Source organism: Streptomyces sp. JL2001 (assembly GCF_050917515.1).
Classification (GTDB): domain Bacteria; phylum Actinomycetota; class Actinomycetes; order Streptomycetales; family Streptomycetaceae; genus Streptomyces.
The window spans coordinates 4,992,561-5,015,901 of sequence record NZ_CP169421.1 but is presented as its reverse complement, the minus strand read 5'-3'; the positions used below and the strand labels follow the sequence as shown (position 1 = coordinate 5,015,901).

General features: G+C 73.4%; 20 protein-coding genes. 3 read left to right on the top strand and 17 right to left on the bottom strand.

Annotated features, from left to right (window positions below; genetic code table 11):
- Nucleotides 1-16: 16 nt before the first annotated feature.
- The 4 genes from ACE1OA_RS22350 to ACE1OA_RS22335 all read right to left on the bottom strand — a co-directional run bounded on the left by ACE1OA_RS22350 (nt 17) and on the right by ACE1OA_RS22335 (nt 2,357).
- The gene (locus ACE1OA_RS22350; RefSeq protein ID WP_356598940.1) at nt 17-1,183 is read right to left on the bottom strand and encodes a lactate 2-monooxygenase; all 1,167 of its coding nucleotides are present in this window, start codon (nt 1,181-1,183) and stop codon (nt 17-19) included.
- A gap of 69 nt (nt 1,184-1,252) precedes the next feature.
- On the bottom strand, nt 1,253-1,606 hold the full coding sequence (crcB, locus tag ACE1OA_RS22345; RefSeq protein WP_147976153.1) for a fluoride efflux transporter CrcB: 354 nt from the start codon (nt 1,604-1,606) through the stop codon (nt 1,253-1,255).
- Entirely contained in the window at nt 1,603-1,950 is a 348-nt protein-coding gene (locus ACE1OA_RS22340) for a DUF190 domain-containing protein (RefSeq protein ID WP_356598942.1), read from the bottom strand. Before ACE1OA_RS22340 ends, crcB begins: the two co-directional genes overlap by 4 nt.
- A complete protein-coding gene (locus tag ACE1OA_RS22335) occupies nt 1,947-2,357 on the bottom strand; it encodes a FluC/FEX family fluoride channel (RefSeq protein ID WP_356777612.1) in 411 nt (136 codons plus the stop codon). Before ACE1OA_RS22335 ends, ACE1OA_RS22340 begins: the two co-directional genes overlap by 4 nt.
- 687 nt (nt 2,358-3,044) lie before the next feature.
- Between ACE1OA_RS22335 and ACE1OA_RS22330 the strand changes: the two genes are divergently transcribed.
- The gene (locus ACE1OA_RS22330) at nt 3,045-4,211 is read left to right on the top strand and encodes an IS701 family transposase (RefSeq protein WP_432754088.1); all 1,167 of its coding nucleotides are present in this window, start codon (nt 3,045-3,047) and stop codon (nt 4,209-4,211) included.
- Between the two features lie 230 nt (nt 4,212-4,441).
- Here the strand turns inward: ACE1OA_RS22330 and ACE1OA_RS22325 are convergent, their stop codons facing one another.
- From ACE1OA_RS22325 to ACE1OA_RS22305, 5 genes are all read right to left on the bottom strand, one after another.
- Entirely contained in the window at nt 4,442-6,415 is a 1,974-nt protein-coding gene (locus ACE1OA_RS22325; RefSeq protein WP_432753266.1) for a helix-turn-helix domain-containing protein, read from the bottom strand.
- Nucleotides 6,416-6,712: 297 nt separating this feature from the next.
- Nucleotides 6,713-7,585, bottom strand: coding sequence for an AfsR/SARP family transcriptional regulator (locus tag ACE1OA_RS22320; protein WP_356598950.1), 873 nt, complete (start codon nt 7,583-7,585; stop codon nt 6,713-6,715).
- Between the two features lie 325 nt (nt 7,586-7,910).
- A complete protein-coding gene (locus ACE1OA_RS22315; protein ID WP_356598952.1) occupies nt 7,911-8,561 on the bottom strand; it encodes a ScbR family autoregulator-binding transcription factor in 651 nt (216 codons plus the stop codon).
- A 173-nt stretch (nt 8,562-8,734) separates the two neighbouring features.
- Nucleotides 8,735-9,505, bottom strand: a complete 771-nt coding sequence (locus tag ACE1OA_RS22310) for a glucose 1-dehydrogenase (RefSeq protein ID WP_356598954.1) — start codon at nt 9,503-9,505, stop codon at nt 8,735-8,737.
- A gap of 117 nt (nt 9,506-9,622) precedes the next feature.
- Complete coding sequence (locus tag ACE1OA_RS22305; protein WP_384866706.1) at nt 9,623-10,315, bottom strand: HAD family hydrolase; 693 nt, start codon at nt 10,313-10,315, stop codon at nt 9,623-9,625.
- A gap of 365 nt (nt 10,316-10,680) precedes the next feature.
- Between ACE1OA_RS22305 and ACE1OA_RS22300 the strand changes: the two genes are divergently transcribed.
- Nucleotides 10,681-11,634: a ScbA/BarX family gamma-butyrolactone biosynthesis protein gene (locus tag ACE1OA_RS22300; RefSeq protein ID WP_384866708.1), complete on the top strand. Its 954-nt coding sequence runs from the start codon at nt 10,681-10,683 to the stop codon at nt 11,632-11,634.
- A gap of 28 nt (nt 11,635-11,662) precedes the next feature.
- On the opposite strand, the gene ACE1OA_RS22295 is transcribed toward ACE1OA_RS22300, so the two are convergent.
- Together ACE1OA_RS22295 and ACE1OA_RS22290 are read right to left on the bottom strand one after the other, a co-directional pair.
- The gene (locus tag ACE1OA_RS22295) at nt 11,663-12,130 is read right to left on the bottom strand and encodes a DUF1772 domain-containing protein (RefSeq protein WP_384866710.1); all 468 of its coding nucleotides are present in this window, start codon (nt 12,128-12,130) and stop codon (nt 11,663-11,665) included.
- Nucleotides 12,131-12,176: 46 nt separating this feature from the next.
- Nucleotides 12,177-13,733, bottom strand: a complete 1,557-nt coding sequence (locus tag ACE1OA_RS22290; protein WP_384866712.1) for a vWA domain-containing protein — start codon at nt 13,731-13,733, stop codon at nt 12,177-12,179.
- Between the two features lie 215 nt (nt 13,734-13,948).
- Here ACE1OA_RS22290 and ACE1OA_RS22285 point away from each other — a divergent pair, with 215 nt between their 5' ends.
- Nucleotides 13,949-14,659, top strand: coding sequence for a helix-turn-helix transcriptional regulator (locus ACE1OA_RS22285; RefSeq protein ID WP_384866714.1), 711 nt, complete (start codon nt 13,949-13,951; stop codon nt 14,657-14,659).
- A gap of 20 nt (nt 14,660-14,679) precedes the next feature.
- On the opposite strand, the gene ACE1OA_RS22280 is transcribed toward ACE1OA_RS22285, so the two are convergent.
- The 6 genes from ACE1OA_RS22280 to iolB all read right to left on the bottom strand — a co-directional run bounded on the left by ACE1OA_RS22280 (nt 14,680) and on the right by iolB (nt 23,334).
- Nucleotides 14,680-15,537 (bottom strand): ABC transporter permease, encoded by an 858-nt coding sequence (locus ACE1OA_RS22280; protein WP_147978070.1) that lies wholly within the window; start codon nt 15,535-15,537, stop codon nt 14,680-14,682.
- Nucleotides 15,534-18,239 carry an alpha/beta fold hydrolase gene (locus ACE1OA_RS22275; RefSeq protein ID WP_384866716.1) on the bottom strand — a complete coding sequence of 902 codons (2,706 nt, stop codon included), beginning with the start codon at nt 18,237-18,239 and terminating at the stop codon, nt 15,534-15,536. Before ACE1OA_RS22275 ends, ACE1OA_RS22280 begins: the two co-directional genes overlap by 4 nt.
- A gap of 208 nt (nt 18,240-18,447) precedes the next feature.
- The gene (locus ACE1OA_RS22270) at nt 18,448-19,068 is read right to left on the bottom strand and encodes a DUF4291 domain-containing protein (protein ID WP_384866718.1); all 621 of its coding nucleotides are present in this window, start codon (nt 19,066-19,068) and stop codon (nt 18,448-18,450) included.
- Nucleotides 19,069-19,145: 77 nt separating this feature from the next.
- On the bottom strand, nt 19,146-20,648 hold the full coding sequence (gene mmsA / locus ACE1OA_RS22265; protein ID WP_356598970.1) for a CoA-acylating methylmalonate-semialdehyde dehydrogenase: 1,503 nt from the start codon (nt 20,646-20,648) through the stop codon (nt 19,146-19,148).
- Nucleotides 20,649-20,662: 14 nt separating this feature from the next.
- Nucleotides 20,663-22,564, bottom strand: a complete 1,902-nt coding sequence (gene iolD, locus ACE1OA_RS22260; protein WP_432754087.1) for a 3D-(3,5/4)-trihydroxycyclohexane-1,2-dione acylhydrolase (decyclizing) — start codon at nt 22,562-22,564, stop codon at nt 20,663-20,665.
- Nucleotides 22,528-23,334 (bottom strand): 5-deoxy-glucuronate isomerase, encoded by an 807-nt coding sequence (gene iolB, locus ACE1OA_RS22255; protein WP_356598974.1) that lies wholly within the window; start codon nt 23,332-23,334, stop codon nt 22,528-22,530. Before iolB ends, iolD begins: the two co-directional genes overlap by 37 nt.
- Nucleotides 23,335-23,341 lie beyond the last annotated feature (7 nt).

Genomic DNA, 23,341 nt, shown 5'->3' with positions numbered 1-23,341 from the left:
CGGTCGGCGCCGTACGTCAGACCTCCGGGCCCTCCGTCAGGTCGGCGCGGCTCAGCGTCCCCGGTGTCGCGTGCCCCGACAGGGCCAGGGTCAGGTCGAGTTCGGCGAGCAGGCAGCGGATCACGTGGTCCACGCCCTGCTCCCCGTCCAGCGCCAGCCCGTAGGCGTACGGGCGGCCGACGAGCACGCCGTCCGCGCCGAGGGCCAGCGCCTTGGCGATGTCGTCCCCGGTACGGATGCCGCTGTCGAAGAGGACGGTCAGCCGGTCGCCGACCGCGTCGGCGACGCCCGGCAGCGCGTCCGCGGCGGCGACGGCTCCGGCGACCTGCCGGCCGCCGTGGTTGGAGACGACGACGCCGTCCATACCGGCCTCGGCCGCCGCGTGGGCGTCGTCGGGGTGCAGGATGCCCTTCAGGACGATCGGACCGGCCCAGTTCTCCCGCAGGAACGCCAGATCCGGCCAGGTCTTCCCCGGGTCGGCGAACATCGACACGAAGTGCATGACGGCCGCGTTCGGGTCCTCCTCGACTGGCTTGGCCAGGCCCGCCCGGAACGCCGGGTCGCTGAAGTAGTTGGCGGTGCCGACCCCGTGCAGGAACGGCAGGTACGCCTGGTCGAGGTCACGGGGGCGCCAGGAGAGCAGCGGGGTGTCGAGCGTGACGAACAGGGCGGTGAATCCGGCCGCCTCGGCACGGCGCAGGAAGGAACGGGCGACCTCGACGTCCTTGGGCCAGTAGAGCTGGAACCACCGTTCGCCCTCCCCCATCGCCTCCGCGACCGCTTCCATCGGTGTGCTGGAGGCGGAGGACAGCACGTACGGCACACCGCGTGCCGCCGCGGCTCGGGCCGCCGCCGGTTCGGCGCCCGGGTGCAGGATCGACAGGACGCCGACGGGCGCGAGGGCGACCGGTGCCGGGACCGGCCTGCCGAGCAGTTCGCAGGAGAGGTCCCGTTCGCGCACGTCGCGCAGCATGCGCGGGACGATCCTGCGGCGTGCCAGGGCGGCCCGGTTGGCGCGGGCGGTGGATCCGTCGCCCGCGCTGCCGGCGACGTAGCCGACCGGGCCGGGGCCGAGCCGCCGGGCGGTCAGCTCCTCCAGCCGGGTCAGGTCGGTGGGCAGCCGGGGCACCGCCCCGGTCATGCCGTTGAGGTAGATCTCGTACTGGAAGTCCGCCCAGGCCATGCGTCCCGTCCCTCGTCTCGGAAGATCGTGGGCAGCACACTGCCACCGAACGGCCCGGTTGCGGAGACCTCAGACCAGGACGGCTGCCTCGACGCCCAGCCAGACGGCGCCGAGTCCGGCCGCGAGGCTCCCGGCGACGTTGGCCGCGGCGTACCCGCGGGCCCCGCTCTCGTAGAGCCTCAGCGTCTCGTAGGAGAAGGTCGAGTACGTCGTCAGCGCCCCGCACAGGCCGGTGCCGAGCAGCAGCCAGGTGTGCGCGGAGGAGACCCCGGTGAGGAGACCGAGCACGAACGAGCCGGCGACGTTGACCGTGAACGTGCCCCAGGGGAACACCGAGTCGTGGCGCCTCTGGACGGCGCGGTCCGTCAGGTAGCGCAGGGGCGCGCCGACCGCCGCGCCGGCCAGCACGAGCAGCCAGTTCACCCCGTCGTCTCCCGGCCGGCGTAGCGGACGACCTCGCAGGCGTCGAGGATGACCAGACCCTCCGTCACCAGCTCCTCCAGCTCGGGCAGGAAGGCCCGGACCCGTTCCTCGGTGTCCACGATGAGGATCGCGACCGGGAGGTCCTCGCTCAGCGACAGCAGCCGCGAGGTGTGGATCAGGGAGGAGGCGCCGAAGCCCTCGATCCCGCGGAAGACGGAGGCTCCGGCGAGGCCGGCCGCGTGCGCGCGGTGGACGATCTCGGAGGAGAGGGGGCGGTGGTGCCACGTGTCGCTCTCGCCCACCAGGATCGTCACCCTCAGGGCCCTGCCCGCCAGTCTCGTCATGCCGTCCTCCTCGCCAGTACGCCGCGGGTGGCCGCGGTCGCGGCCCAGACGGCGGCGAGCGCCGCCGCCACCGTCGCCCCCATGTATGCCAGGCCCCGGGCCGTGTCCCCCGCGCCGAGCAGACGCTGCGTGTCGAGGGCGTAGGTGGAGAAGGTGGTGAAGCCGCCGAGGATCCCGGTGCCGAGGAAGGGGCGGACGAGCGGATGGGGGGCCGTACCGGTCTCGGTCACCAGGACGACGAGGGCGCCGATCGCCGCGCAGCCGAGGGTGTTGACGCCGAACGTGGTCCACGGGAAGGCGCCCGCCGGAGTGGGCCAGACGAGCGCGGCGCCGTAGCGGGCGGCGGCGCCGAGGGCCCCGCCCGCGGCGACGACCCCGACGAACGGAAGCTGCCCTCGAAAGCCCATGTCCCCAGGCTAAGGGCTGTCCCGTAATCCCCGGCGGGCGCACGACGTCGGCTACGGCACTCCCCCAGCCTTCGGCCGGGGGTGCCCCCACGCTGCGTTGTCGGATCGCCCGAATACGCCCAGTATGAGGACGACCCTCCGCCTTGCGATGCACCGCATCCGACGCCGTGCGCCAACCCACCGCGGATTACGGGACAACCCTTAGAGGGCGGGCAGGGAGCGAGGCGGCCAGGGGGTTCCTGGCCTGGGGCATTAACCAGGAGCCGGCCCGAGCCGCCTCGTTCTGCGATGTTCGGCCGGGGCGACATCCGGGTCAAAGGCGACGCGCCGAGTGTGTCAGTTCCCTCGCACACGGGACGAAACGCCGCCGACGCACCGGTGGCCGGTTTCCGGCCCCTGGTGGTCGGGCCACACTCCTTCCCCCTGCCGGGATGTCGGCCGCCCTGCCGCGCAGGCCGGTCAGGGGTGCCACCGGTGGTCCGGCCACCATCGACGGGGCGAGACCGGTGCCGGGTCCACCTCGTCCCCCGGGCGCGGAGGCGCGAATGTGGAGGGGCAGCTGGAGGGAGCTGTGAAACCGTAGGCAGGAGTGTCGTGAGTACATCCGTCGCAACCACACGCAGGCCCGTCACCGACCCGCTGGGCCCCCGGCACCGCACCGGGCACGGACCGCAGTGCGCGCCGTACCTGAACGCGGTGGCCGACGATGTCCACGACGTCTACGACGAGCTCTGCGCCACGCTCTTCTCGGGCTTCCCGCGCCGGGACCAGCGGATGAAGGCCGCGCAGTACCTGCAGGGGCTGCTGAACGCGCAGGGCCGCAAGTCGATCCGCAACATCGCCGCGCACGTCGGCGGCGCGGCCGCCGAGCAGAGCCTGCACCACTTCATCTCCAGTTCCACCTGGGACTGGCGGCCGATGCGTTCCGCGCTCGCCGGGTTCATGGAGCAGGTCAGCTGCCCGCAGGCGTGGGTCGTGCGATCGATGCCGATACCCAAGGCCGGGCAGCACTCGGTGGGCGTGGACCGCCGCTTCGACCCCGAGCGGGGGCAGGTCTTCCGCGGCCAGCAGGCGTTCGGCGTGTGGTTCGCCGCCGAGGAGCTGAGCGTGCCGGTCAACTGGCGTCTCTTCCTGCCCGATCCGTGGGTGAAGGACCGGACCCGGCGGGACCGGGCGGAGGTCCCGGAGGAGGCGCACGAGGAGACGCAGGAGGAGTGCGCGGTCGCGGCGGCCCTCGACACCGCCCGCTGGCAGGGTGTCACCCGCAAACCGGTGGTGCTCGACATCCGGGGCGGCGCGGGACGTGCGGCGCTGGGCCGGCTGGCCGCCGCGGAGCTGCCGGTCGTCGCCCGGATCGGCCCGGGCTGCCGGCTCACGATCGCGGACCGCGCGCTGCCCGGATTCGGTGCCGGTCCGCTGCCCGCCCAGCACATCCTGGAGTCGCTCAAGGGTCTGCGCCGACCGGTGAGCTGGGTGGACGCCGCGGCCGGCACCCGGACCTCGCGGACGTCCCTGGCGACCGCGGTCCGGGTCGTCCTGCCGACCCCCGCGGGGGAGCGGATGCGTCCGATGACGCTGCTCGGCGAGTGGGACGACCCGCAGCAGCCGCCGGCCCGGCTGTGGATCAGTGACGTGCCCGGCGCCACGGTCGGCTCGCTGCTGCGGCTGACCAAGCTGACGCGCCGGGTCGCCCGGGACTTCACGGAGGTCGGCGAGGGCGCGGGCCTGCGGGACTTCGTGGGCCGTTCGTTCCGCGGCTGGCATCGTCACATCACGCTCGCGTCGGCCGCGCACGCGGCGACGGTCCTGGCGACGGACTGGGACTCGGTGTACGGCTCGCGCACCGCGGGCTGACGGCCCGGCCGGTCCCCCGCGACCGGATCCCTCCGACCGCCGGTCCCCCACGACCGGCGGCGCCTCCCCCCGACCGGCTCCCCACGGCCGGTCACCGGCCCGGCTCCCCTGGGCCCGCCGCTCGGATGTCGTCGAGGGGCCCAGGGGTGTCCGGTCGGCCGGCCGGGAAGGCGGACGTCGGGGGCTTCCCCGTCGCCCCCCCCGGCGGGCGCACGCCGCCGGGGGACCGCTCAGGGTGCCGGCCGCTCGTCCGTGCCGCGCTGCCCGGCGAGGACGGCGCGGGTGCGCTGGAGGCGCAGAGCCAGCTGGACCTCCAGGATCTGGCCCGGCTTCTGCCACTGCGGGCCGAGGAGTTCCCCGATCCGTTCCAGCCGGCGCGAGACGGTGTTGGGGTGGACGTGCAGGGCCTCCGCCGCGTTGGTGGGGCTGCCGCCCGAGGCGAAGTACGCCTCCAGCGTGCGGGTCAGATCGGTGAACCGTTCGGCGTCGTAGTGCAGTACGGGTCCGATCGCGGAGTCGATGAAGCCGTCCACGTCATGGTCGTCGGAGAGCAGCAGCCCGAGGAATCCCAGGTCCCGCACGGACGCGGCCGAGCCGGCGCCGCCGAGGGCGCTCATCGCGTCCAGGCAGCGCATGGCCTCCGCGAACATCCGGGCGGCCCCGTCCGGGCCGTGGCCGGGACCGGCCGCGCCGACCGAGACCGGGTGCCCGAGCAGCGGGGACAACTCGCCGGACACCGCGCGGGCCGCCGCCGAGGCGTCGTCGCCGGGCAGCAGCAGGACGATGCAGCCGCCCTGGACGGTCTTCAGCCCGGCCATGCGGTACGCGTACGACGACGCCCACACGACCGCCCGGCCCTGCTCACCGCCCTCCGGCCGTGCGACGACCAGCACGTGGGGCTTGCGCAGGTCGATGCCGAGGCGGCGGGCGCGCTGGGTGATCTGCTGGGGGGCGTGCTGGGGGTCGGCGAGCAGGTCGTCGAGGAGTTCGTCGCGGACGGGGCCCTCGGCGACGGCGGTGGACCGCTGCATCAGCAGCAGGAAGGCGACGGACTGGGCGGCCAGTTCGAGGAGCCGCTCGTCCTCGCCGGTCAGTCCGGTCGAGGCCCGGATGACCAGGACGCCGAGGTCCTCGGAGCCCGCGATGACCGGTGCCACCCAGGTGTTGTCGCCGGCGAGCACCGGCCGTCGGCCGGCGTGCGCGTCGAGGGACGCCTTGGCCACCGCCTCCTCGTCGAGGCCGGGGATGTCGCCGCAGGTGGCGAGGCTGCGGCCGCCGGGGTCGCGGATCATCACGGTGCCGTCGAGCGCGTCGCCCGCCGCCGTGGCCACGTTGCACAGGTCCCCGCCCGCCAGGACGAGGTTCATGATCCGGCTGTGCGCCTCGCTGACGTGCCGCATGCGGGTGAGGCGGGTCCGCGCGCGGGAGCTGTCCCGCTCCAGTTCGGTGACCTCCGCCCGGGTCTGGTCGAGCAGGCCGGCCTTCTCGATCGCGACGGCGGCCAGATCGGCCAGCGAGGACATCAGCGCGACCTCGTCGTGGGTGTAGTGGCGGACCCGGCGGTCGGCTCCGTACAGCACGCCGACGGTCGTGTCGCCGACCCGCAGGGGGGCGGCGATGACCGCGTGCAGCCCCTCGGCGCGGACGAGTTCGTCGACCTCCTCGGAGTGCGGAAAGCTCTCGTCGACGCGGTAGTCGGCGGTCCAGGCCGGTTCGCCGTGGGCGTGGGCGCGGGCGCCGAGGCCCCTGCCGTCGGGGACGAGGATGCCGTCGGCGAGCCCGGTGCGGCCGCCCTCGGCGGTGTGCACGTGGGACGAGAGGCCGTGCGCGTCGCGCAGGCTGACGCAGGCCGTGTCGCAGGCGAGCAGGCGGGCGGCGCGACGGGCGATGACGCGCAGCAGCGTGTCGAGGTCGTACGGGAGGGTCAGGTCCCGGGCGGTGTCGACGAGGGTGGCGAGTCCGGCCTCGCGCTGTTCCCGGCGCTCCAGGGTGGCGCCGATGTCGGCGGCGAGCCGTACGGCCCGTCGGAGCCGGCCCAGTTCGGCACCGTCCATGCCCGCGCGCCGCGCCTCGTGGAGCAGTGCCTCGAAGCGGCTCGGCGGTGCCTGCCGGGCCAGTAGTTCCAGGACGGCGAGCGCGTCGGTACCGCCGGTCTCCCCTTCGTCGTCCGCGCCCGTGCCTCCGGCCGTGCCGTGCAAGGACATGTGCCCCAACCCCCGTTGTCGAGCCAATCGGGCGCCGCGAGGGAGCCCTTACTGCCGTCCGGAGCCGGTCGAGCTCCGGGATGGCGGTCGATGGTGGTCACGGGCGGTGTGATCCGGCCGTCGGCCCGGGGTCGTGGCGGGCCGTCGACCGCCGAGCGGGCCCGCCCCGGGCACTGTGCAGTATCTCCTCCGCCGGCCGGCCGGGCATCCCCCGGCGGAGGCGGCCGGCAGGGCGGAACTCCCTTGGTCCCGGGCCGAGTCCGGGATGTCCGTCCGGCGCGGCGGCCCGGCGCCGCGTCAGAGGGAGAACCCCGCCGGTACGAGCCGGGGGCGGGCGGAGGGACCGGGCACGAACAGGGGTCGGGCCGCGCGCGCCGTGTCCCGGATGGCCAGGATCGACCGCTGGAGGCGGCGCAGCCGCGCCGAGGGCTCCCGCCCCGCCTTCTTCTTCAGGCCCTCGCAGAGCCGCTGGTAGACCTCCAGCGCCTCGTCCTGCCGGCCGCAGCGGAGCAGCGCGACCATGAACTGGCCGTGCAGGGGTTCGTCGGTGCGGTACTGGGCGACGAGTTCGGCGAGTTCGCCGATGATCTCGAAGTGGCGGCCGAGGGCCAGCTGGGCCTCGGCCCACTGGTCGAGGACGCTCAGCCGGGAGGTCTCCAGGCGTTCGATCTCGGTACGCAGCCGGGGCCCGGCGGCCACCCCCGCGTAGGGGGTGCCACGCCAGAGGGCGAGGGCTTCGGAGAGGCGCCGTACGGCCCGCTGGAGGTCACCGGCCTCCATGGCCCGGTAGCCGGCTCCCGCCGCCCGTTCGAACTGCCAGGCGTCGTGGGATCCGCCGCCGGTGTCGAGGCGGTAGCCGCCGGGCAGCGAGACGAGCACGGAGTCGGCGGTGTGCCGTTCCGGCCAGCCGGTGGCCGCGGTCCGCGGCTCGGCGTCGCGCAGCGCCATGGTGATCAGGGCCCGCAGATCCTGGATGTGGGACTGGAGTTCGACCCGCGCCCCGCGGGGGGCGCCGGACGGCCAGAGTTCCTCCATCAGGACGGTCACCGGCACGACCTGGTCGGCGTGGGCCGCGAGCAGGGCGAGGAGCTGGCGCGGCGCGGCGGCGGTCGGGGTGATCGACACCCCGTTCTCGGCCACCGAGAGTCCCCCCAGGATGCGGACGTCCACTTTGCCCCCTCAGTGTCTACGCGCGGCATGCACGGGACGATTAGAAAAGAGACCCGGGGGCATGTCAATAAGAAACCGCTGGGTATGGAATGCCAGGACGCGACAACCAGGGGATATGCCTGGTTTGCGAGGATCTGACTCCATCAAGGCTCGGCAAAGAGTGAGAGGAAGCATACCCGGCGCGACCGTACTCCGACTCACGGGTACGCTTTCGACCGGGCTCCTCCGCGATCAGGCGGGCGACGAGGTCGTACTCCCGCGCGGAAACCAGCAAGTAGGTATGGTTTTCAACGAAAAAGAAGGGGTCCGGACATCGCCGGTCCGGCTAGCCGGCCGCCGACTCCGCCGCGCCGAGCGCGCGGGCGCCCCGGCCCGGCTTCATGTCGAGGGTCGCCAGGACGGCGGGCACCGCGATGCTGGGCAGCACGTGGCGGTAGAGCACCGAGGCCCACCGGTCCATCGCGGAGCGGTTGTGGCCCAGCGCCTGCGTCATCAGGTTCAGCCCGGCGTACGAGCCCACGATGAGTGGGGCCACCTCCTCCGGGTCGGCGTGGGGCAGCAGCTCCCCGCGCGCCTTGGCCTCGTTGAGGATGCGCAGGCTCAACTCGGTCCACTCCCGGTACGGCCCCCCGCGGTTGAGCTCGTGACCGCCCTGGTCGAGGGTGAGGCGCACACTGCCGCGCAGCAGTCCGTCATGGGTCAGCCGGTGCGCGAAGACCATGCCGACGTCGACGAACTCCTGCAGCTTGGAGACCTGCGGCATCGGCATCGGGGCGGCCGAGACCTGCGCGTCGATCACCGCGTGCGCGAGGTCCTCCTTCGAGTCGAAGTGGAAGTAGAGCGCGCCTTTGGTGACCTGGGCCAGCTGGAGGATGTCGGTGAGTTTCGCGGCTTCGTAACCACGCTCGTCGAAGACGGTGGCGGCCGCTTCCAAGATCGCCTGGCGCGTCCGAATCGCGCGATCCTGCTTCGCCATTGGGGGTCACGTCCCTCTCATCGCCCGAGGCCCCCGCGGGAGCCTCGGGCTCGCTCCGTGCCTGCGCGCACGTCACGGTCGAAAAAACCAAGTATGGACGGATACGTGCAGAGGCCACAAGAAGCCGCCCGCCGACCGTTCCGCCCCCCTCATGATGCGGTCCGGTACGAGGCTCACACCATCGTGAAGCCACCGTCCACCGGCATGACCGCGCCGGTCACGAACGACGCCCGGTCGCTGCAGAGCCAGGCGGCGGCCTCCGCGATCTCCTCCGGCTCCGCCGTGCGCGGCTGCGGGGTGGCGGCGTGCAGCGCCTCCTCGGTCCCGGGCACCGCGGCGAACCACTCGGCGACGACCTCGGTACGGGTGGTCCCGGGCGCCACCGAGTTGACCCGTATGCCCTGGGCCGCGTACTCGGCGGCGGCGGCCCGGGTCAGGCCGATGACCGCGTGCTTGGCGGCCACGTAGGGCGCGGCGACCGGGGTGGCGAGGAGTCCCCCGACGCTGCTGTTGTTGACGATCGCCCCGCCGCCGGTGGGCAGCATCGCGGCGATCTCGTCGCGCAGGCAGTTCCACACCCCGCGCACGTTGACGTCCATGATCCGGTCGTAGAGCTCGTCGCCCATCTCGTGCAGGGGCTCGCGGCCCGTGCCCCACCCCGCGTTGTTGAAGGCGACGTCGAGCCGGCCGTACGACTCCACCGCGTGCGCCACGGCGGCGCGGGTGTCCTCGCGGCGGGTCATGTCCGCCACGACGTACTCGGCCTCGGCGCCCTGCTCGCGCAGCTCGGCCACCAGGGCCTTGAGCCGGTCCTCACGGCGGGCGGTGAGCACCACGCGGGCGCCCTCGCGGGCGAAGACCCGGGCCGCGGCGGCCCCGATCCCGCTGCTGGCTCCGGTGATGAGGGCGACCTTGTCGGTCAGCAGTCGGTGGTCGGCGCTCATGGAAATGTGGTCTCCCTCGGAGGTCGGGTGGGCGACGCCGCACGGCGGGGCGTCGTTCTCGGCAGGAACACGATGTCGGACCCGCGGATGGTTCCGGGTCCGGGGGTCACGTGGGGCTCACTCGCCCCAGAGCCGACCGTCGGCGGCCTCGGCGTCCAGGGTGCGCAGCAGGGGTTCGTCGATCTCGTCCAGCGAGCGCACGACGTGCCGCACCCCCGCCTTCCGCATCAGTTCGCCCTGGAAACCGTGGGCGAAGTCGCTGGGGTGGCCGATGAAGGGAACGCCCAGCTCCCTGGCCGCCTCGGCGACGCGGGCGACGTCGTCGATGAAGAGGACCTCGTCGTGGCGCAGGCCGAACTCCTCGACGATCTCGCGCACTCCGGGACGGACCTCGTCGGTGCAGATGTACCCGGGGCCGTCGAAGAGCCCGGCCTGCTCGTGCAGGTGGCGGTCGAAGTGGCTCTTGTCGAGCCCGCCGTAGCAGACCGTCCGCAGCCCCAGCCCGCGCAGCCGCAGCAGCAGTTCGCCGGCGCCGGGCAGCAGCCGCAGCGGATGTTCGGCGAGATGGGCGGCCCGCTCCTCGAAGTAGGCGGCGAGCACCTGCTCGGGGCTCCAGTCGAGGCCGGCGGCGGCGCCGAGCGCGGCGGCGGCGGTCAGCCGGGTCTGGGAGAAGATCTCCCGTTCGACCTCGGCGTCGTAGTGCCCGCCGCGGCTGGTGACGAAGTGGTGGATGACCGGACTGAAGGTGTCGTTCAGGAGGACGCCGTCGATGTTGACGGCGGCCAGGGATATCCGGCGCAGGTGTTCCACGAAAGCTCCCAGGGACGACCGACGAGGGGCCGGTTGGCAGGGGTCGAACCGCGCGCGTGCTGGCGTGTTCGCCCGGACCGGCGTCTCGGGCGTCCGAGAAACAAACCCGGCGGTACAGATTTTCCGGCAGCGCGAAGATACCCGAAGCCGTCCCCATCGTGAACCCTGGTGTCCCAACAGTCGGACATCTGCCGTTCTGGCGATCTCTCCGGGCCCACCGGGTGTCCGGTACGCGGTGCCGGCCTGACCGGGGCGACCTGACAGACACCTACGGAAATCCTTGCGAAACAGACTCGTGGGTTCGTATCTTCCGCGGTGCTTGTCGTCCCACAACCGCTCAGAAGCTCCCCCGATCGAGGGTTCCCATGCTGCAGTCGCCCGCTCCGACCGACATCGCGGCCGACGGGGCCTTCCGTCCGCTCACCACGACCGCGCCTCGCGAGTACGTCCACCGGGCCGCCCTCGCCGAGGTGTTGCTGACCGCCGACTGGTGCCGGACGGACGAGACCCGCTTCACCTTCCACGCCCAGTGGCCGCGCGGGCACTCCTTCTTCGTGCCCGTCGGGGGAACCCACTACGACCCGATGATGGCCGCGGAGACGATCCGTCAGGTGGGCGCGATCGTCGCCCATGTGGGCTTCGAGGTCCCCCTGGGCCACCAGTTCCTGATGTGGGAGCTCAACTACCGCGTGGAACCGCGTCTGACGGAGGTCGGCGGCGCCCCCGCGGAGCTGCGCCTCGACGTCACCTGCTCCGACATCCGGCGCCGGGCCGGGCGCCTCACGGGTCTGCGCTACGAGGTCGTCGCCCGCCAGGGCGGCCGCGTCCTCGCCACCGGCAGCGCCCGCTACACCTGCACCAGCCCCGAGGTCTACCGCCGGCTGCGCGGCGACCGGCTCACCGACCCGCGGCCCGGGACCGTGTCGCCCGCCGTGCCGGTGGAGCCGGGCACCGTCGGCCGGGACCGGATCGCCGACGTGGTGCTGAGCCCGACCGGGCACGCGAACCGCTGGCAGCTGCGCGTGGACACCCGCCACCCGGTGCTCTTCGACCACCCCGGCGACCACATCCCCGGCATGGTCCTGCTGGAGGCGGCCCGCCAGGCCGTGCACGGTCAGACGCCCGCAGGCCGGACGGCGCTGCCGGTGGCGATGGATTCCGCGTTCCATCACTACGCCGAGTTCGGCAGCCCCTGCTGGATCGAGGCCGAGCAGGCGGTCGACCCGGGCGGCCCGGAGCGGCTGATCCGGGTGACCGGCCGCCAGGACGGGCAGGTGGTGTTCACCGCCATCACGACGGTCGCGGAACTGCCCGCGTAGCTCCTGTCCGACGGGCGGCGCGGGCGCGTCAGGTGAGGGACGCGGCGATCAACAGCCCGAAGGACGCGGTGACGAGCAGCGTGCGGATCAGGTGGAAGCCGTTCCAGCGCTTCTCGAAGGCGGCGCGGACGGCGGCCGGGTCCTCGCCCGTGGTCTCCGAGGCGGCCAGCGCGGTGTTCAGCGGGATGTTGCCGGCGACGGTGACCAGGTGGTTCAGGGCGGCGCAGACCAGTCCGGCGAGGATCAGCCATTTCTGGGTGTCGCTGCGTCCGTCCACCGGCACGAGGAACGCCGCGACGGGGAAGACCAGGATGCCCAGGAAGACCGCCAGGAACACCGCCCTGGGCACGTACTCGTTGATCCGCCGCATGGCGTCGACGAACGCGGCGTCGCCGAGCCGGGCGAGGGCGGGCATGATCCCGGTGCGGAAGATCACCATGAATCCGGCGTAGAGGCCGGTGGACGCGACGGCGAGAGCGAGCAGCAAGGTGGCCATGGGCCCATCATGACGGGCCTCACGGCCACCTCGCGGGCGTTGTGGATCATCCGCTGTACGGATCCTCCGATTCCGCGCCACGGGAGGGCCCGGCGGCCGGCAGACCCAGCTTCTCGGCCTGCCGGATCGACTCCGTCAGCTCCCTGACGACCTTCGAGCCCGACCGGTCGGCGATCGCTCCGGAGTACTCGGCGAGCGCCGACAGGCGCGGGGCGCCGGGCAGGTCGCCGCCGCGCAGCCGGTCGGCGAAGTAGGCGGCGACGGCGGTCAGCTGGAGGCTGTCGTGCCCGGCGGACCAGACCGAGGAGGTGAGCACGCCGGTGTCCACGGTGCCGGACTGCTCGTGCGGGGCGCGGCTCCTGGGGTCGAGCCAGCGGACCGTGGCCGTGGCCAGCCGGCCCGTCCGGCCGGGGCGGGTCTTCACGGCGTAGAGCGCGGTGACGGTGTGCCCGGCCCCGACCTCGCCGCCGTCGACCCGGTCGTCGCGGAAGTCCTCGTCCGCGACCGCCCGGTTCTCGTACCCGATCAGCCGGAACCGCTCGACCGTCGCCCGGTCGAAGGCGACCTGCGCCTTGGCGTCGCGCGCCCGCAGCTCGACGTTGACCGGAAGCTGCTCGACGAAGACCTTGCGTGCCTGCTCGGGAGTGGAGACGTACGTGGTGTTGCCGTCGCCCTTGTCGGCGAGCTGCTCCATGAAGGCGTCGCCGTACTCGCTGCCGACGCCGACCCCGAAGAGGGTGATGCCGTGGGTGCGGCGCGCCTCGTCGATCCGGTTCAGGATCGACCGGGCCTCGGTGTCACCGGTGTTGGCGAGGGCGTCGGAGAGGAGCACGACCCGGTTCGTGGCACCTGCGCGGCGCCCCCGGACGGCGACGTCGTAGCCCGTGCGCACGCCGGCCTCGACGTTGGTGGACGACGTGGTCTCCAGGGCGGAGACGACCTGGTGGATCCGGTCGCGGCCGGTGCCGACGCGCGTCATGGGCAGCCGGGTCTCGGCCTCGTCGCTGAAGGTGACGAGGGCCACCGAGTCGTCGTCGCGGAGCTGGTCGGTGAGGGTGCCGAGCGAGGTCTTGACGAGGTCGAGCCGGCCGGGCTCGGCCATCGATCCGGAGATGTCGACGACGAAGGTGAGGGCGGCCGGCGGGCGTTCGCCCGTGCGGTCCGTGGCGCGGGTGGCGAGTCCGACGCGCACGAGGGACCAGCCGTCCTCCCCCGTCTTCGCGCCGTCGAGCGTCACGCTGAAGCCGTCGCCCTTCGGCCGGGGGTAGTCCGGCCGGAAGCTGTTGACGAACTCCTCGGGCCGCACGGTCGCCGGGTCCGGCAGCCGCCCCTCGGACAGGGTCCGGCGGGCGTAGCCGTACGAGGCGGTGTCCACGTCCAGGGCGAAGGTGGAGAGGTAGTCGGGAGCGGGCGGGCGGGAACGCTGCTCGCCCTCGGACGTGTCGGCGTCCGTCCTGGCGCCTCCGTCGGGCACGGCGGGCGCCCGGTTCCCGCCCTCCCGGGTGGAGCTCCGGTCCGCGGAGGTACCGCCTCCGCACCCGGTCGACACCAGTGCGACGAGCACCAGTCCGGCGGCCAGCCCCATCCGTCGACGCTGCTTCATGTCATCTCCCCCTCTGTCGCGTGCACTTGTGAATGTGACGCGCCAGAGGCCCCGGAGGAGCAGACGAAGGGGTTGCGGATGGATCTCGATGCGGCAACGGCGGACGGCGCGCACGGTCATGGCATGGATTCGCCATCCTGCCCAACAGGGGTTGTCACGGTACGGAGTCACATGCGTACATGGAGTGGCACATCGATCGGCGGGGGTGGTCAGCGGTGGCAGAACGCGTGGGCTCCGTGACGCTGGCCCGTTCGGCGGTGAGCCGGGGCGCGCCGGAGGCGCAGCGTCCGCCGGGCCGTCCGGTCCGCGGCGTGCGGCGCGTCAGCGCGGCGCTGGCGGCGCTGGCCGCCTCGACCCGGCACGAGTTGCTGACCTTCGACGACCCGACCACCTCCGCGGGCCGTGCGATCCCCGAGCCGTTCCTGGAGTTGGCGGGAGCGTGCATGCGGGCCGCGACGGAGCGGGCGTGCGAGGTCAGACGGATCGTGCCCCGGCATGCCCTGTCCCAGGTGGTGGGCCTGGAGCGGGTCCCGGGCCGGGCCCGGCTCACGGACGCGATCCCCTTCAAGCTGATCGTGGTCGACCGGACGGTGGCGGCGGTCCCGCTCGATCTGGAGCTGCTCTACAACGGGCTGCTGCTGATCCGTGATCCGGTCGTCGTGCAGGCCCTGGTCCGTGCCCACCGGGCCAGTTGGGACGCGGGCGAGGAGCTGACGAGCGCCGTCGCCCCGACGGGCGAGTTGTCCCCGCAGCTCCGTCCGGTCCTGGAGGCGCTGCTCGCCGGGCTCACGGACGAGACGGCCGCCGCCCGTCTCGGGATGTCGGGCCGCACGTACAGCCGCCGGGTGGGCGAGCTGATGGCGGCCCTGGGAACGACGAGCCGCTTCCGCGCGGGTGCGGAAGCGGCTCGAAGGGGGTGGTTGTGACGCGGTCCCGGCCGGGAGGTCTACGACACGATGTCCTTGCGGGCGAATCCCCGGAAGGCCAGGGCGAAGAGGATCAGCGCGTAGGTCACCGAGATCGCCGCCCCCTTCGCCATGCCGCCCCACTCCAGCTGGGGCTGGAGCGCGTCCGCCCAGGCGAACTGCCAGTGGGCGGGCAGGAAGTCGCGCCAGTCGCCGAGCGCGGTCACGGCGTCCAGGACGTTGCCGACGATCGTCAGGCCGACGGCGCCGCCGACCGCGCCGAGCGGGGCGTCGGTCCGGGTGGAGAGCCAGAACGCCAGTCCGGCGGTGACCAGTTGGGAGACGAAGATGAACGCGACCGCGAGGGCGAGCCGGGGCAGCGAGTCCCCCGCCGGCAGGGACCCGCCGGTGGGCAGGCGCAGCGGCCCCCAGCCGTAGGCGACCGTGCCGGCGGCCAGCGCGACCAGCGGCAGCAGGACCATCGCAGCGGCGCTGAACCCGAGGGCCACGGTGAGCTTGGACCACAGCAGCCGGGCCCGGGGCACGGGTGCGGCCAGGAGGTAGCGCAGCGAGGACCAGCCCGCCTCGGAGGCCACGGTGTCCCCGCAGAACAGCGCCACCGGGATCACGAGGAGGAAACCGGCCGAGACGAAGAGGCAGGTGGCGGCGAAGTTCGCGGCGGACTCGGTCGCCGTGTCCATCAGCGTGATCCGGCCGTTGCCGTTGCCGTCCGGGCCGCCGCCGATCGCGAAGGCGATGATCAGGACGAAGGGCAGGGCGGCGAGCACCGCCCCCATGACGAGGGTGCGGCGGCGCTTGAGCTGCCGGACGGCCTCGACGCGCAAGGGCAGGGTGTGCCGGGCGCGGTAGCCCGGCGCGGTCTCCAGCAGTGTGCTCATGCCGAGCCTTCCGAGATGAGGGTGAGGAACGCGTCCTCCAGGCGCCGGTGCGGTCCCACACCGGTCACGGGCACGTCGAGGCGGACGAGTTCCCCGATCAGGGCCGTCGCGTCCGCCCCGTCGAGGCGGACGAGGACTCCGCCGGCGGAGCGCTCCGCGCCGCCGATCCCGGGCAGGGCTCCGATCTTCTCGACGAGCGGGTCGGGGACGGTGTCGCCGAGGGTCACCAGCAGGATGTCGCCCGCGCCGATGATCTCCGCGACGGGTCCGGCCTGCACCAGCCGCCCGCGGTCCATGACCACGAGGTGGGTGCAGGACTGCTCGACCTCGGCGAGCAGGTGGCTGGAGACGATGACGGTCCGGCCGCCGGCCGCGTAGCGGATCATCACGTCCCGCATCTCGCGGATCTGGGGCGGGTCGAGTCCGTTGGTCGGTTCGTCGAGGATCAGCAGGTCCGGCAGGCCGAGCATGGCCTGGGCGATCGCGAGCCGCTGCCGCATGCCCTGGGAGTAGGTCCGCACGGCGCGCTCCAGGGCGCCGCCCAGGTTCGCGATCCGCAGGGCCTCGTCCAGGTGGGCGTCCTCGGCGGGACGGCCGGTGGCCTTCCAGTACAGCTCCAGGTTCTCCCGCCCGGACAGGTGCGGCAGGAATCCCGCGCCCTCGACGAAGGCGCCGACCCGGGAGAGGACCGGGGCGCCGGGCCGGATGGCCTGGCCGAAGACCCGGATCTCGCCCTCGTCGGGCGTGATCAGTCCCATGAGCATCCGCAGGGTGGTGGTCTTGCCGGCGCCGTTGGGCCCGAGCAGCCCGAGGACCTGGCCCTGTTCGACGCGGAAGGAGAGGTCCCGCACGCTGTAGCGGTCGCCGCCCGCGTACTTCTTGCTCAGTCCGGTGATCTCCAGCGGTACGGAGAGGAGTTCGGGGTCCGGCGCGGGTGCGGAGGTCCGGCGGCGGGCGGTGAGCAGCAGGGCTGCGGCGATCACCGCACCGGCGAGCGGCAGGCCCCAGACCCACCAGGGCAGTCCGGCCGCCTGCGTGGTCACGGCGGGAGCGGTCGGCACGGTCAGCCCGCTCTCGACCGCGACCGTGTACGTGGCGGGGGCGGCCGGGGAGGCGTAGCCGAGGTCGGTGGCCGAGAGCACCAGCCGCAGCCGGTGCCCGGCCTCGACCTCGTGGTCGACGGCCGGCAGCGTCAGCGCGACGGTCCTGCCCTGCCGGGCGTCCTCGACCCGTACGGGCGCGACGAGCTGGGCGGGCAGCACCTGCTGCTGCCCGTCGGGGCCGACGTCGTACACCTTGGTGAAGAGGACGGCGGACCCGTCGGCGCTGTCCGAGGTGACCTTCACGCGCACCGTGGGCGAACCGGTGATCCGCAGCGGGCCGGACTGCGGCTTCGTCTCGAAGGCGGCGTACTGGCCGGGGAAGTCGAGGGAGAGCCCGACGCCGAGGGAGGACAGCTGGGAGAGTCCGCCACCGATGCCGGGGACGGCCGAGACGGCGGGCGGGGCCGCGCCGGCCGGGTTGCGGAAGGACTGCGGCCGGCCGGGGTCGAGGGCGAGGGTGCGTCCGCCCGCCGAGAGGCCCGGGTAGCGGTCGGCGGTCGCGCCGCGCAGTGTGGCCCGGCCGTCGGTGGAGTCGACTCCCCCGGTACGGCTGACGCGGAAGGCCGGACCGGTGTCGGCGTCGGTGTCGCCCTTCAGATGGCGGTCGAACCAGGCGGTGACCCGGTTCTGGATCCGGTCGCTCTCGCGGTTGCCGCCGTCGTGGCCGCCCGCGATCCAGTCGACGGAGACGGGGGCGCCGCCCGCGGCGATCGTCCGGGCCATGGAGTCGGCGTGGGACAGCGGGAAGAGGGAGTCGGTCTGCCCCTGCACGATGAGCGTGGGCACCTTGATGCGGTCCCCGACGGCGGAGGGGCTGCGGGCCTCGAGGAGGGCGCGGGCGGCCGTGTCGGGCTTCCCCGCGACGGCGACGCGCTCGTACAGCGCGCAGAGTTCGGGGGTGAACCGTCCGCAGTCGCCGGCGTCGGGGCCCGCGGCTCCGTCGGTCCCGCCGGGCCGCTGACCGCCGGGCGGCCGGACGGCCGTCGCGGGGCCGCCGGTCGCGGAACCCGTGGTGAAGAAGATCCCGGCCCAGAGCTTCTTGAAGACACCGTCCGGGAAGAGCGCGTCGGCCAGGTTCCAGTACGTCATCTGGGGGGCGATCGCGTCGACCCGCGGGTCGTACCCGGCGGCGAGCAGCGAGATCGCGCCGCCGTAGGACACGCCGGTGACCCCGACGCGCGGATCGCCGTCCTTGTCCAGCCGCACCTCGGGCCGGCGCGCGAGCCAGTCGACGAGCTTGCGGACGTCCTCGACCTCGTGCGTGGGGTCGTTGAGCCCGATCCGTCCGGTGGAGGCGCCGAAGCCGCGCGCGGACCAGGTCAGGACGGCGTACCCGTCGCGGGCGAGCCTCTCCGCCTGGGCCCGCACGTCGTCCTTGGAGCCGCCGAAGCCGTGCGCGAGCAGGACGGCGGGACGACGGCCTCCGCCGCCGTCCGTGAAGTACGAGGTGTCGAGCCGCGCCCCGGGCACGTCGAGCACCTGGTCCGCGCGGTCCACGGGGGACGGGTCGTCCGAGGCGACGGCGGTCCAGGTGCCGGCGCCCGCGAGCACGGCGAGGGCGGCGGTGACCGCGGCCCACCGGGGAAGTCGGAGCTTCATGGGTCCGAGCCTAGGCGGACGTCCGGGGTGGTACGGCCGCCGGAAGGCGGAAGTCGGCGGCCTCCCCGAGAGGTACGCCGCACGTCGCGCGTACACCAGGCGCGGTATGCGGGGCGGGGTACGGCGGCACGGGGAGGTGCGGGGCGGCCGGGGCAGGACGGGGCGGGACGCGCGCGGGCGCGCGGGCGGCTGGGAGGTGTCCTGCCGATCAGGCCCGATCGGACGCGCGCTCCTCGGCGACGAGGTGGGCGAGGAGCTCGGAGCCGGCCGGGTAGGGCCGTTCCTCGGGCAGCTCCGCCCGGGCGGCGTCGAGCTCGCCGGCCCGCACGAGGGCGTGGATCCGGTGGGCGAGGGGGGTGACGTCCCGGATGCCGACCGTCCACTCGTCCGCGTAGCGGCGCGACGCCTCCCCCGCGAGCCCCAGCTGGAGGGAGCGGTACGGCAGGGCGGCCAGCCGCAGGTCGCGCTCGGGGTCCCACTGGACCCGGGCCGGCGACCGCCGCAGCCCGCGGCTCCAGGCGTCGCGATCGGGGTGGACGCCCCGGACGTAGTGGGAGAGGGAGGCGTTGCGCAGGGCCCAGGCGAAGCCGGCGTGGGTGATCTCGACGGCGAGGACGGTCTGCTGGCCCTCCTTCAGGCCCCAGCCGCAGCGGTACATCATCCACAGGAACGACGGCTTGATCCACGTCATCCGCTCCCGCTTCCACGCGGCCGGGAAGCGCCCGTCGCGCGCGGCCGGGAGTCCGAGGGACGGGTCGTACGCCTGGTAGACGGTCACCGTCGACTCGGTGTGCAGGGCGCGGATCTGGTACTTCGGAGGGACGGACATGGCCCCCAGGATGCGCCGTCGCGCGCCCTGGGGGCCAGTCGTTTTGCGGATCCGGACCCCGGCCCGCCGGGAGTCCGTCAGTGGTTGCGCGGGAAGCCCAGGTCCACGCCGGAGGGCGCCTCGGACGGGTCCGGCCAGCGGGTCGTGACGACCTTGCCGCGGGTGTAGAAGTGGACGCCGTCGTTGCCGTAGATGTGGTGGTCGCCGAAGAGCGAGTCCTTCCAGCCACCGAAGGAGTGGTAGCCGACGGGGACCGGGATCGGGACGTTCACGCCGACCATGCCGGCCTCGACCTCCATCTGGAAGCGGCGGGCGGCGCCGCCGTCGCGGGTGAAGATCGCGGTGCCGTTGCCGAACGGCGAGGCGTTGATGAGGGCGAGGCCCTCCTCGTAGGTCTCGGTGCGCAGCACGCACAGCACCGGGCCGAAGATCTCGTCCTGGTAGGCCTTGGCGGTGGTGGGGACGTGGTCCAGGAGCGAGAGGCCGATCCAGTGGCCGTCCTCGTAGCCCTCGACCGTGTGGCCGGTGCCGTCGAGGACGACCTCGCAGCCCTCGTCCGCCGCGCCCTTCACGTACGAGGCGACCTTGTCGCGGTGGACGGCCGTGATGAGCGGGCCCATCTCGGAGGCCGGGTCGTTGCCGGGACCGATCTTGATCTTCTCGGCGCGCTCGCGGATCTTCTCCACCAGCTCGTCGGCGATGTGGCCGACGGCGACGACGGCCGAGATCGCCATGCAGCGCTCGCCGGCGGAGCCGTACGCCGCCGAGACCGCGGCGTCGGCCGCCGCGTCGAGGTCCGCGTCGGGCAGCACCAGCATGTGGTTCTTCGCGCCGCCCAGCGCCTGGACGCGCTTGCCCCGCGCCGAGGCGGTGGTGTGGATGTGGCGGGCGATCGGGGTCGAGCCGACGAAGGAGATCGCCGAGACGTCCGGGTGCTCCAGGAGCCGGTCGACGGCCACCTTGTCGCCGTGCACGACGTTGAAGACGCCGTCCGGCAGGCCCGCCTCGGCGAGCAGCTCGGCGATCTTCAGCGAGGCGGACGGGTCCTTCTCGCTCGGCTTGAGGATGAAGGTGTTGCCGCAGGCGATGGCCAGGGGGAACATCCACATCGGCACCATGGCCGGGAAGTTGAACGGCGTGATGCCGGCGACGACGCCCACGGGCTGGCGGATCGCCGCCACGTCCACCCGGTTCGACACCTGGGTGGACAGCTCGCCCTTGAGCTGGGTGGTGATGCCGCAGGCCAGGTCGACGATCTCCAGGCCGCGGGCCACCTCGCCCAGCGCGTCCGAGTGCACCTTGCCGTGCTCGGCGGTGATCAGCTCGGCGATCGCGTCGCGGTTGGCGTCCAGCAGCGCGCGGAACTTGAAGAGGACGGTGGTGCGCTGGGCCAGGGACGCCGTGCCCCACGTCTCGAAGGCGGCCTTGGCGGTGGCCACCGCCGCGTCGACCTCCTCCACCGAGGCCAGCGCGACCTGCGTGGTGACGGCGCCGGTGGCCGGGTCGGTGACCGGGCCCCAGTTGCCCGACGTGCCCTCGACGGTCTTGCCACCGATCCAGTGGTTGACGGTCTTCGTCATGACGAATTGCTCCTTCAGAGATGGCGGCGTCGGGCGGTGACGTGCCGGGCGTACTCCTCCCGGGCCTTGACCGCCGACGAGCGGGTCGAGGTCTCGGCCACGGGCACATCCCACCACGCCTGGGCGGGGGGCGGGCCCGACACTGTGTCTGCCGTTTCGGTCTCGACGTAGACACATGTGGGGACGGTCGCCGCGCGGGCGTCGGCGAGGGCTTGTCGCAGGTCACGCACGGTGTGTGCACGCAGCACCCGCATGCCGAGGGAGGCCGCGTTGGCGGCCAGGTCGACGGGGAGGGGCGCTCCGGTGAAGCGGCCGTCGGGGGCCCGGTAGCGGTAGGCCGTGCCGAACCGCTCCGCGCCGACGGCCTCGGAGAGCCCGCCGATGGACGCGTACCCGTGGTTCTGCAGGATGACCACCTTGATCGGGACTCCTTCCTGGACCGCCGTGACGATTTCGGTGGGGTTCATCAGATACGTACCGTCACCGACGAGTGCCCACACGGGCCGGCCGGGCGCGGCGAGCGAGACCCCGATCGCCGCCGGGATCTCGTAGCCCATGCAGGAGTACCCGTACTCCACGTGGTACTGGTCCGTGGAGCGGACACGCCAGAGCTTGTGCAGGTCCCCCGGGAGCGAACCGGCCGCGTTGATCAGGATGTCGTCCCCGGTGACCAGGGTGTCGAGTACGCCGAGGACCTGGGTCTGCGTGGGCCGGGCGTCCTCGTCGGGGGTGGCGTACGCGGCGTCGGTCCGCTGCTGCCAGTCCCGCTTGGCGGACTCCCACCGGACCTCGCCCGGCGGGTGGTCGCCGAGGGCCTCGGTCAGGGCGGCGAGCGACTCGCGGGCGTCGCCGACGAGGGGCAGCGCGCTCTGCTTGTGGGCGTCGAAGCCGGTGATGTTCAGGTTGAGGAAGCGGGCGTCCGCACGGAAGAGGGTGCCGGAGGCGGTGGTGAAGTCGGTGTAGCGGGTGCCGACGCCGATGACCAGGTCGGCGGTGCGGGCGAGCGCGTCGGCCGTACCGGTGCCGGTGTGGCCGATGCCGCCGACCTCGCAGACGTGGTCGTACGGCAGGACGCCCTTGCCGGCCTGGGTGACGGCGACGGGCATGCGGGCCCGTTCCGCGAAGGCCCGGAGGGCGCTCTCGGCGCCGCTGTACCTGACGCCGCCGCCGGCGATGACGAGCGGCCGTTCCGCAGCCCTGACCGCCCGTACGGCCGCTTCCAGTTCGGCCGTGTCGGGGCGGGGCCGGCGGACCGTCCAGGTCCGCTCGGCGAAGAACTCCTCGGGCCAGTCGTACGCCTGCGCCTGGACGTCCTGCGGCAGTGCGAGGGTGACCGCGCCGGTGGCGACGGGGTCGGTGAGGACGCGCGCCGCGGCGAGCGCGGCCGGGATCAGCGCCTCGGGGCGGGTGACGCGGTCGAAGTACGCCGAGACGGGGCGCAGGCAGTCGTTGACCGAGACATCGCCCGCGTGGGGGACTTCGAGCTGCTGGAGGACGGGGTCGGCGGGCCGGGTGGCGAAGGTGTCGCCGGGCAGGAGCAGCACGGGAAGCCGGTTGACGGTGGCCAGGGCCGCGCCGGTGACGAGGTTGGTGGCGCCCGGGCCGATGGAGGTGGTCACGGCGTGGGCGGAGAGCCGGTTCGACTGGCGGGCGTGTCCGACGGCGGCGTGCACCATGGCCTGCTCGTTGCGGCCCTGGTGGAAGGGCATCCGGCAGGCGGGGTCGTCGGCGTACTCGACGAGGGCCTGGCCGATCCCGGCGACGTTGCCGTGCCCGAAGATGCCCCAGGTCGCGGCGATCAACCGCCGCCGCTCGCCGTCGCGTTCGGTGTACTGGGCGGCGAGGAAACGCACGAGCGCCTGGGCGACGGTGAGGACGGTCACCGGTATCCCTCCGCGTGGTCGGGGTGGAAGCAGATCTTCCACTCGCGCTCGGGCCCTGGTCCCGCCATGACGTTGAGGTAGTACATGTCGTGTCCCGGCTGGGCGATCGACGGGCCGTGCCAGCCGTCGGGAACGAGCACGGCGTCGCCGCTGCCGACCTCGGCGAGCAGCTCGGCGCCGCCGGGCCGGGAGGGGGAGATCCGCTGGTAGCCGACGCCGGACCGGCGGATCTCGTAGTAGTAGATCTCCTCCAGCTCGGACTCCCGGCCGGGGCGGTGCTCGTCGTGCTTGTGCGGCGGGTAGGACGACCAGTTGCCGCCGGGGGTGATCACCTCGACGGCGATCAGCCGGTCGCAGTCGAAGGCGTCCGCCGCCGCGAAGTTGCGGACCCGGCGGGCCTGGTTGCCGCTGCCGCGGGCCTCGACGGGAACCTCCGGCGCGGGGCCGTAGCGTGCGGGGAGTCGTCGCTCGCACTTCGCTCCTGCCAAAGCGAAGCGGCCTCCCGCACCGGAGGCGATCTGGGCACGGGCGTCGCGGGGCACGTACGCGAAGTCGGAGACTCCGTCGAACACGCTCTCGCGGCCCAGTAGTTCAAGGATCTCGTCGTCGATCTGCACCGTACAGCCGCCGGTGAGCGGAAGCACGATCCACTCGCTTTCCCCGGCGTCCAGGAGGTGGGTGCCTCCCGGGGCGAGTTCGAGGACGCGCAGTGCGGAGTACCCCCAGCCGGCCCGTTCGGGGTCGACGTGGAGGGCGTACGGCCCGCGGGAGGCGGTCCCGGCGGGCAGGTGCAAGGAGTTCATGGTCGGT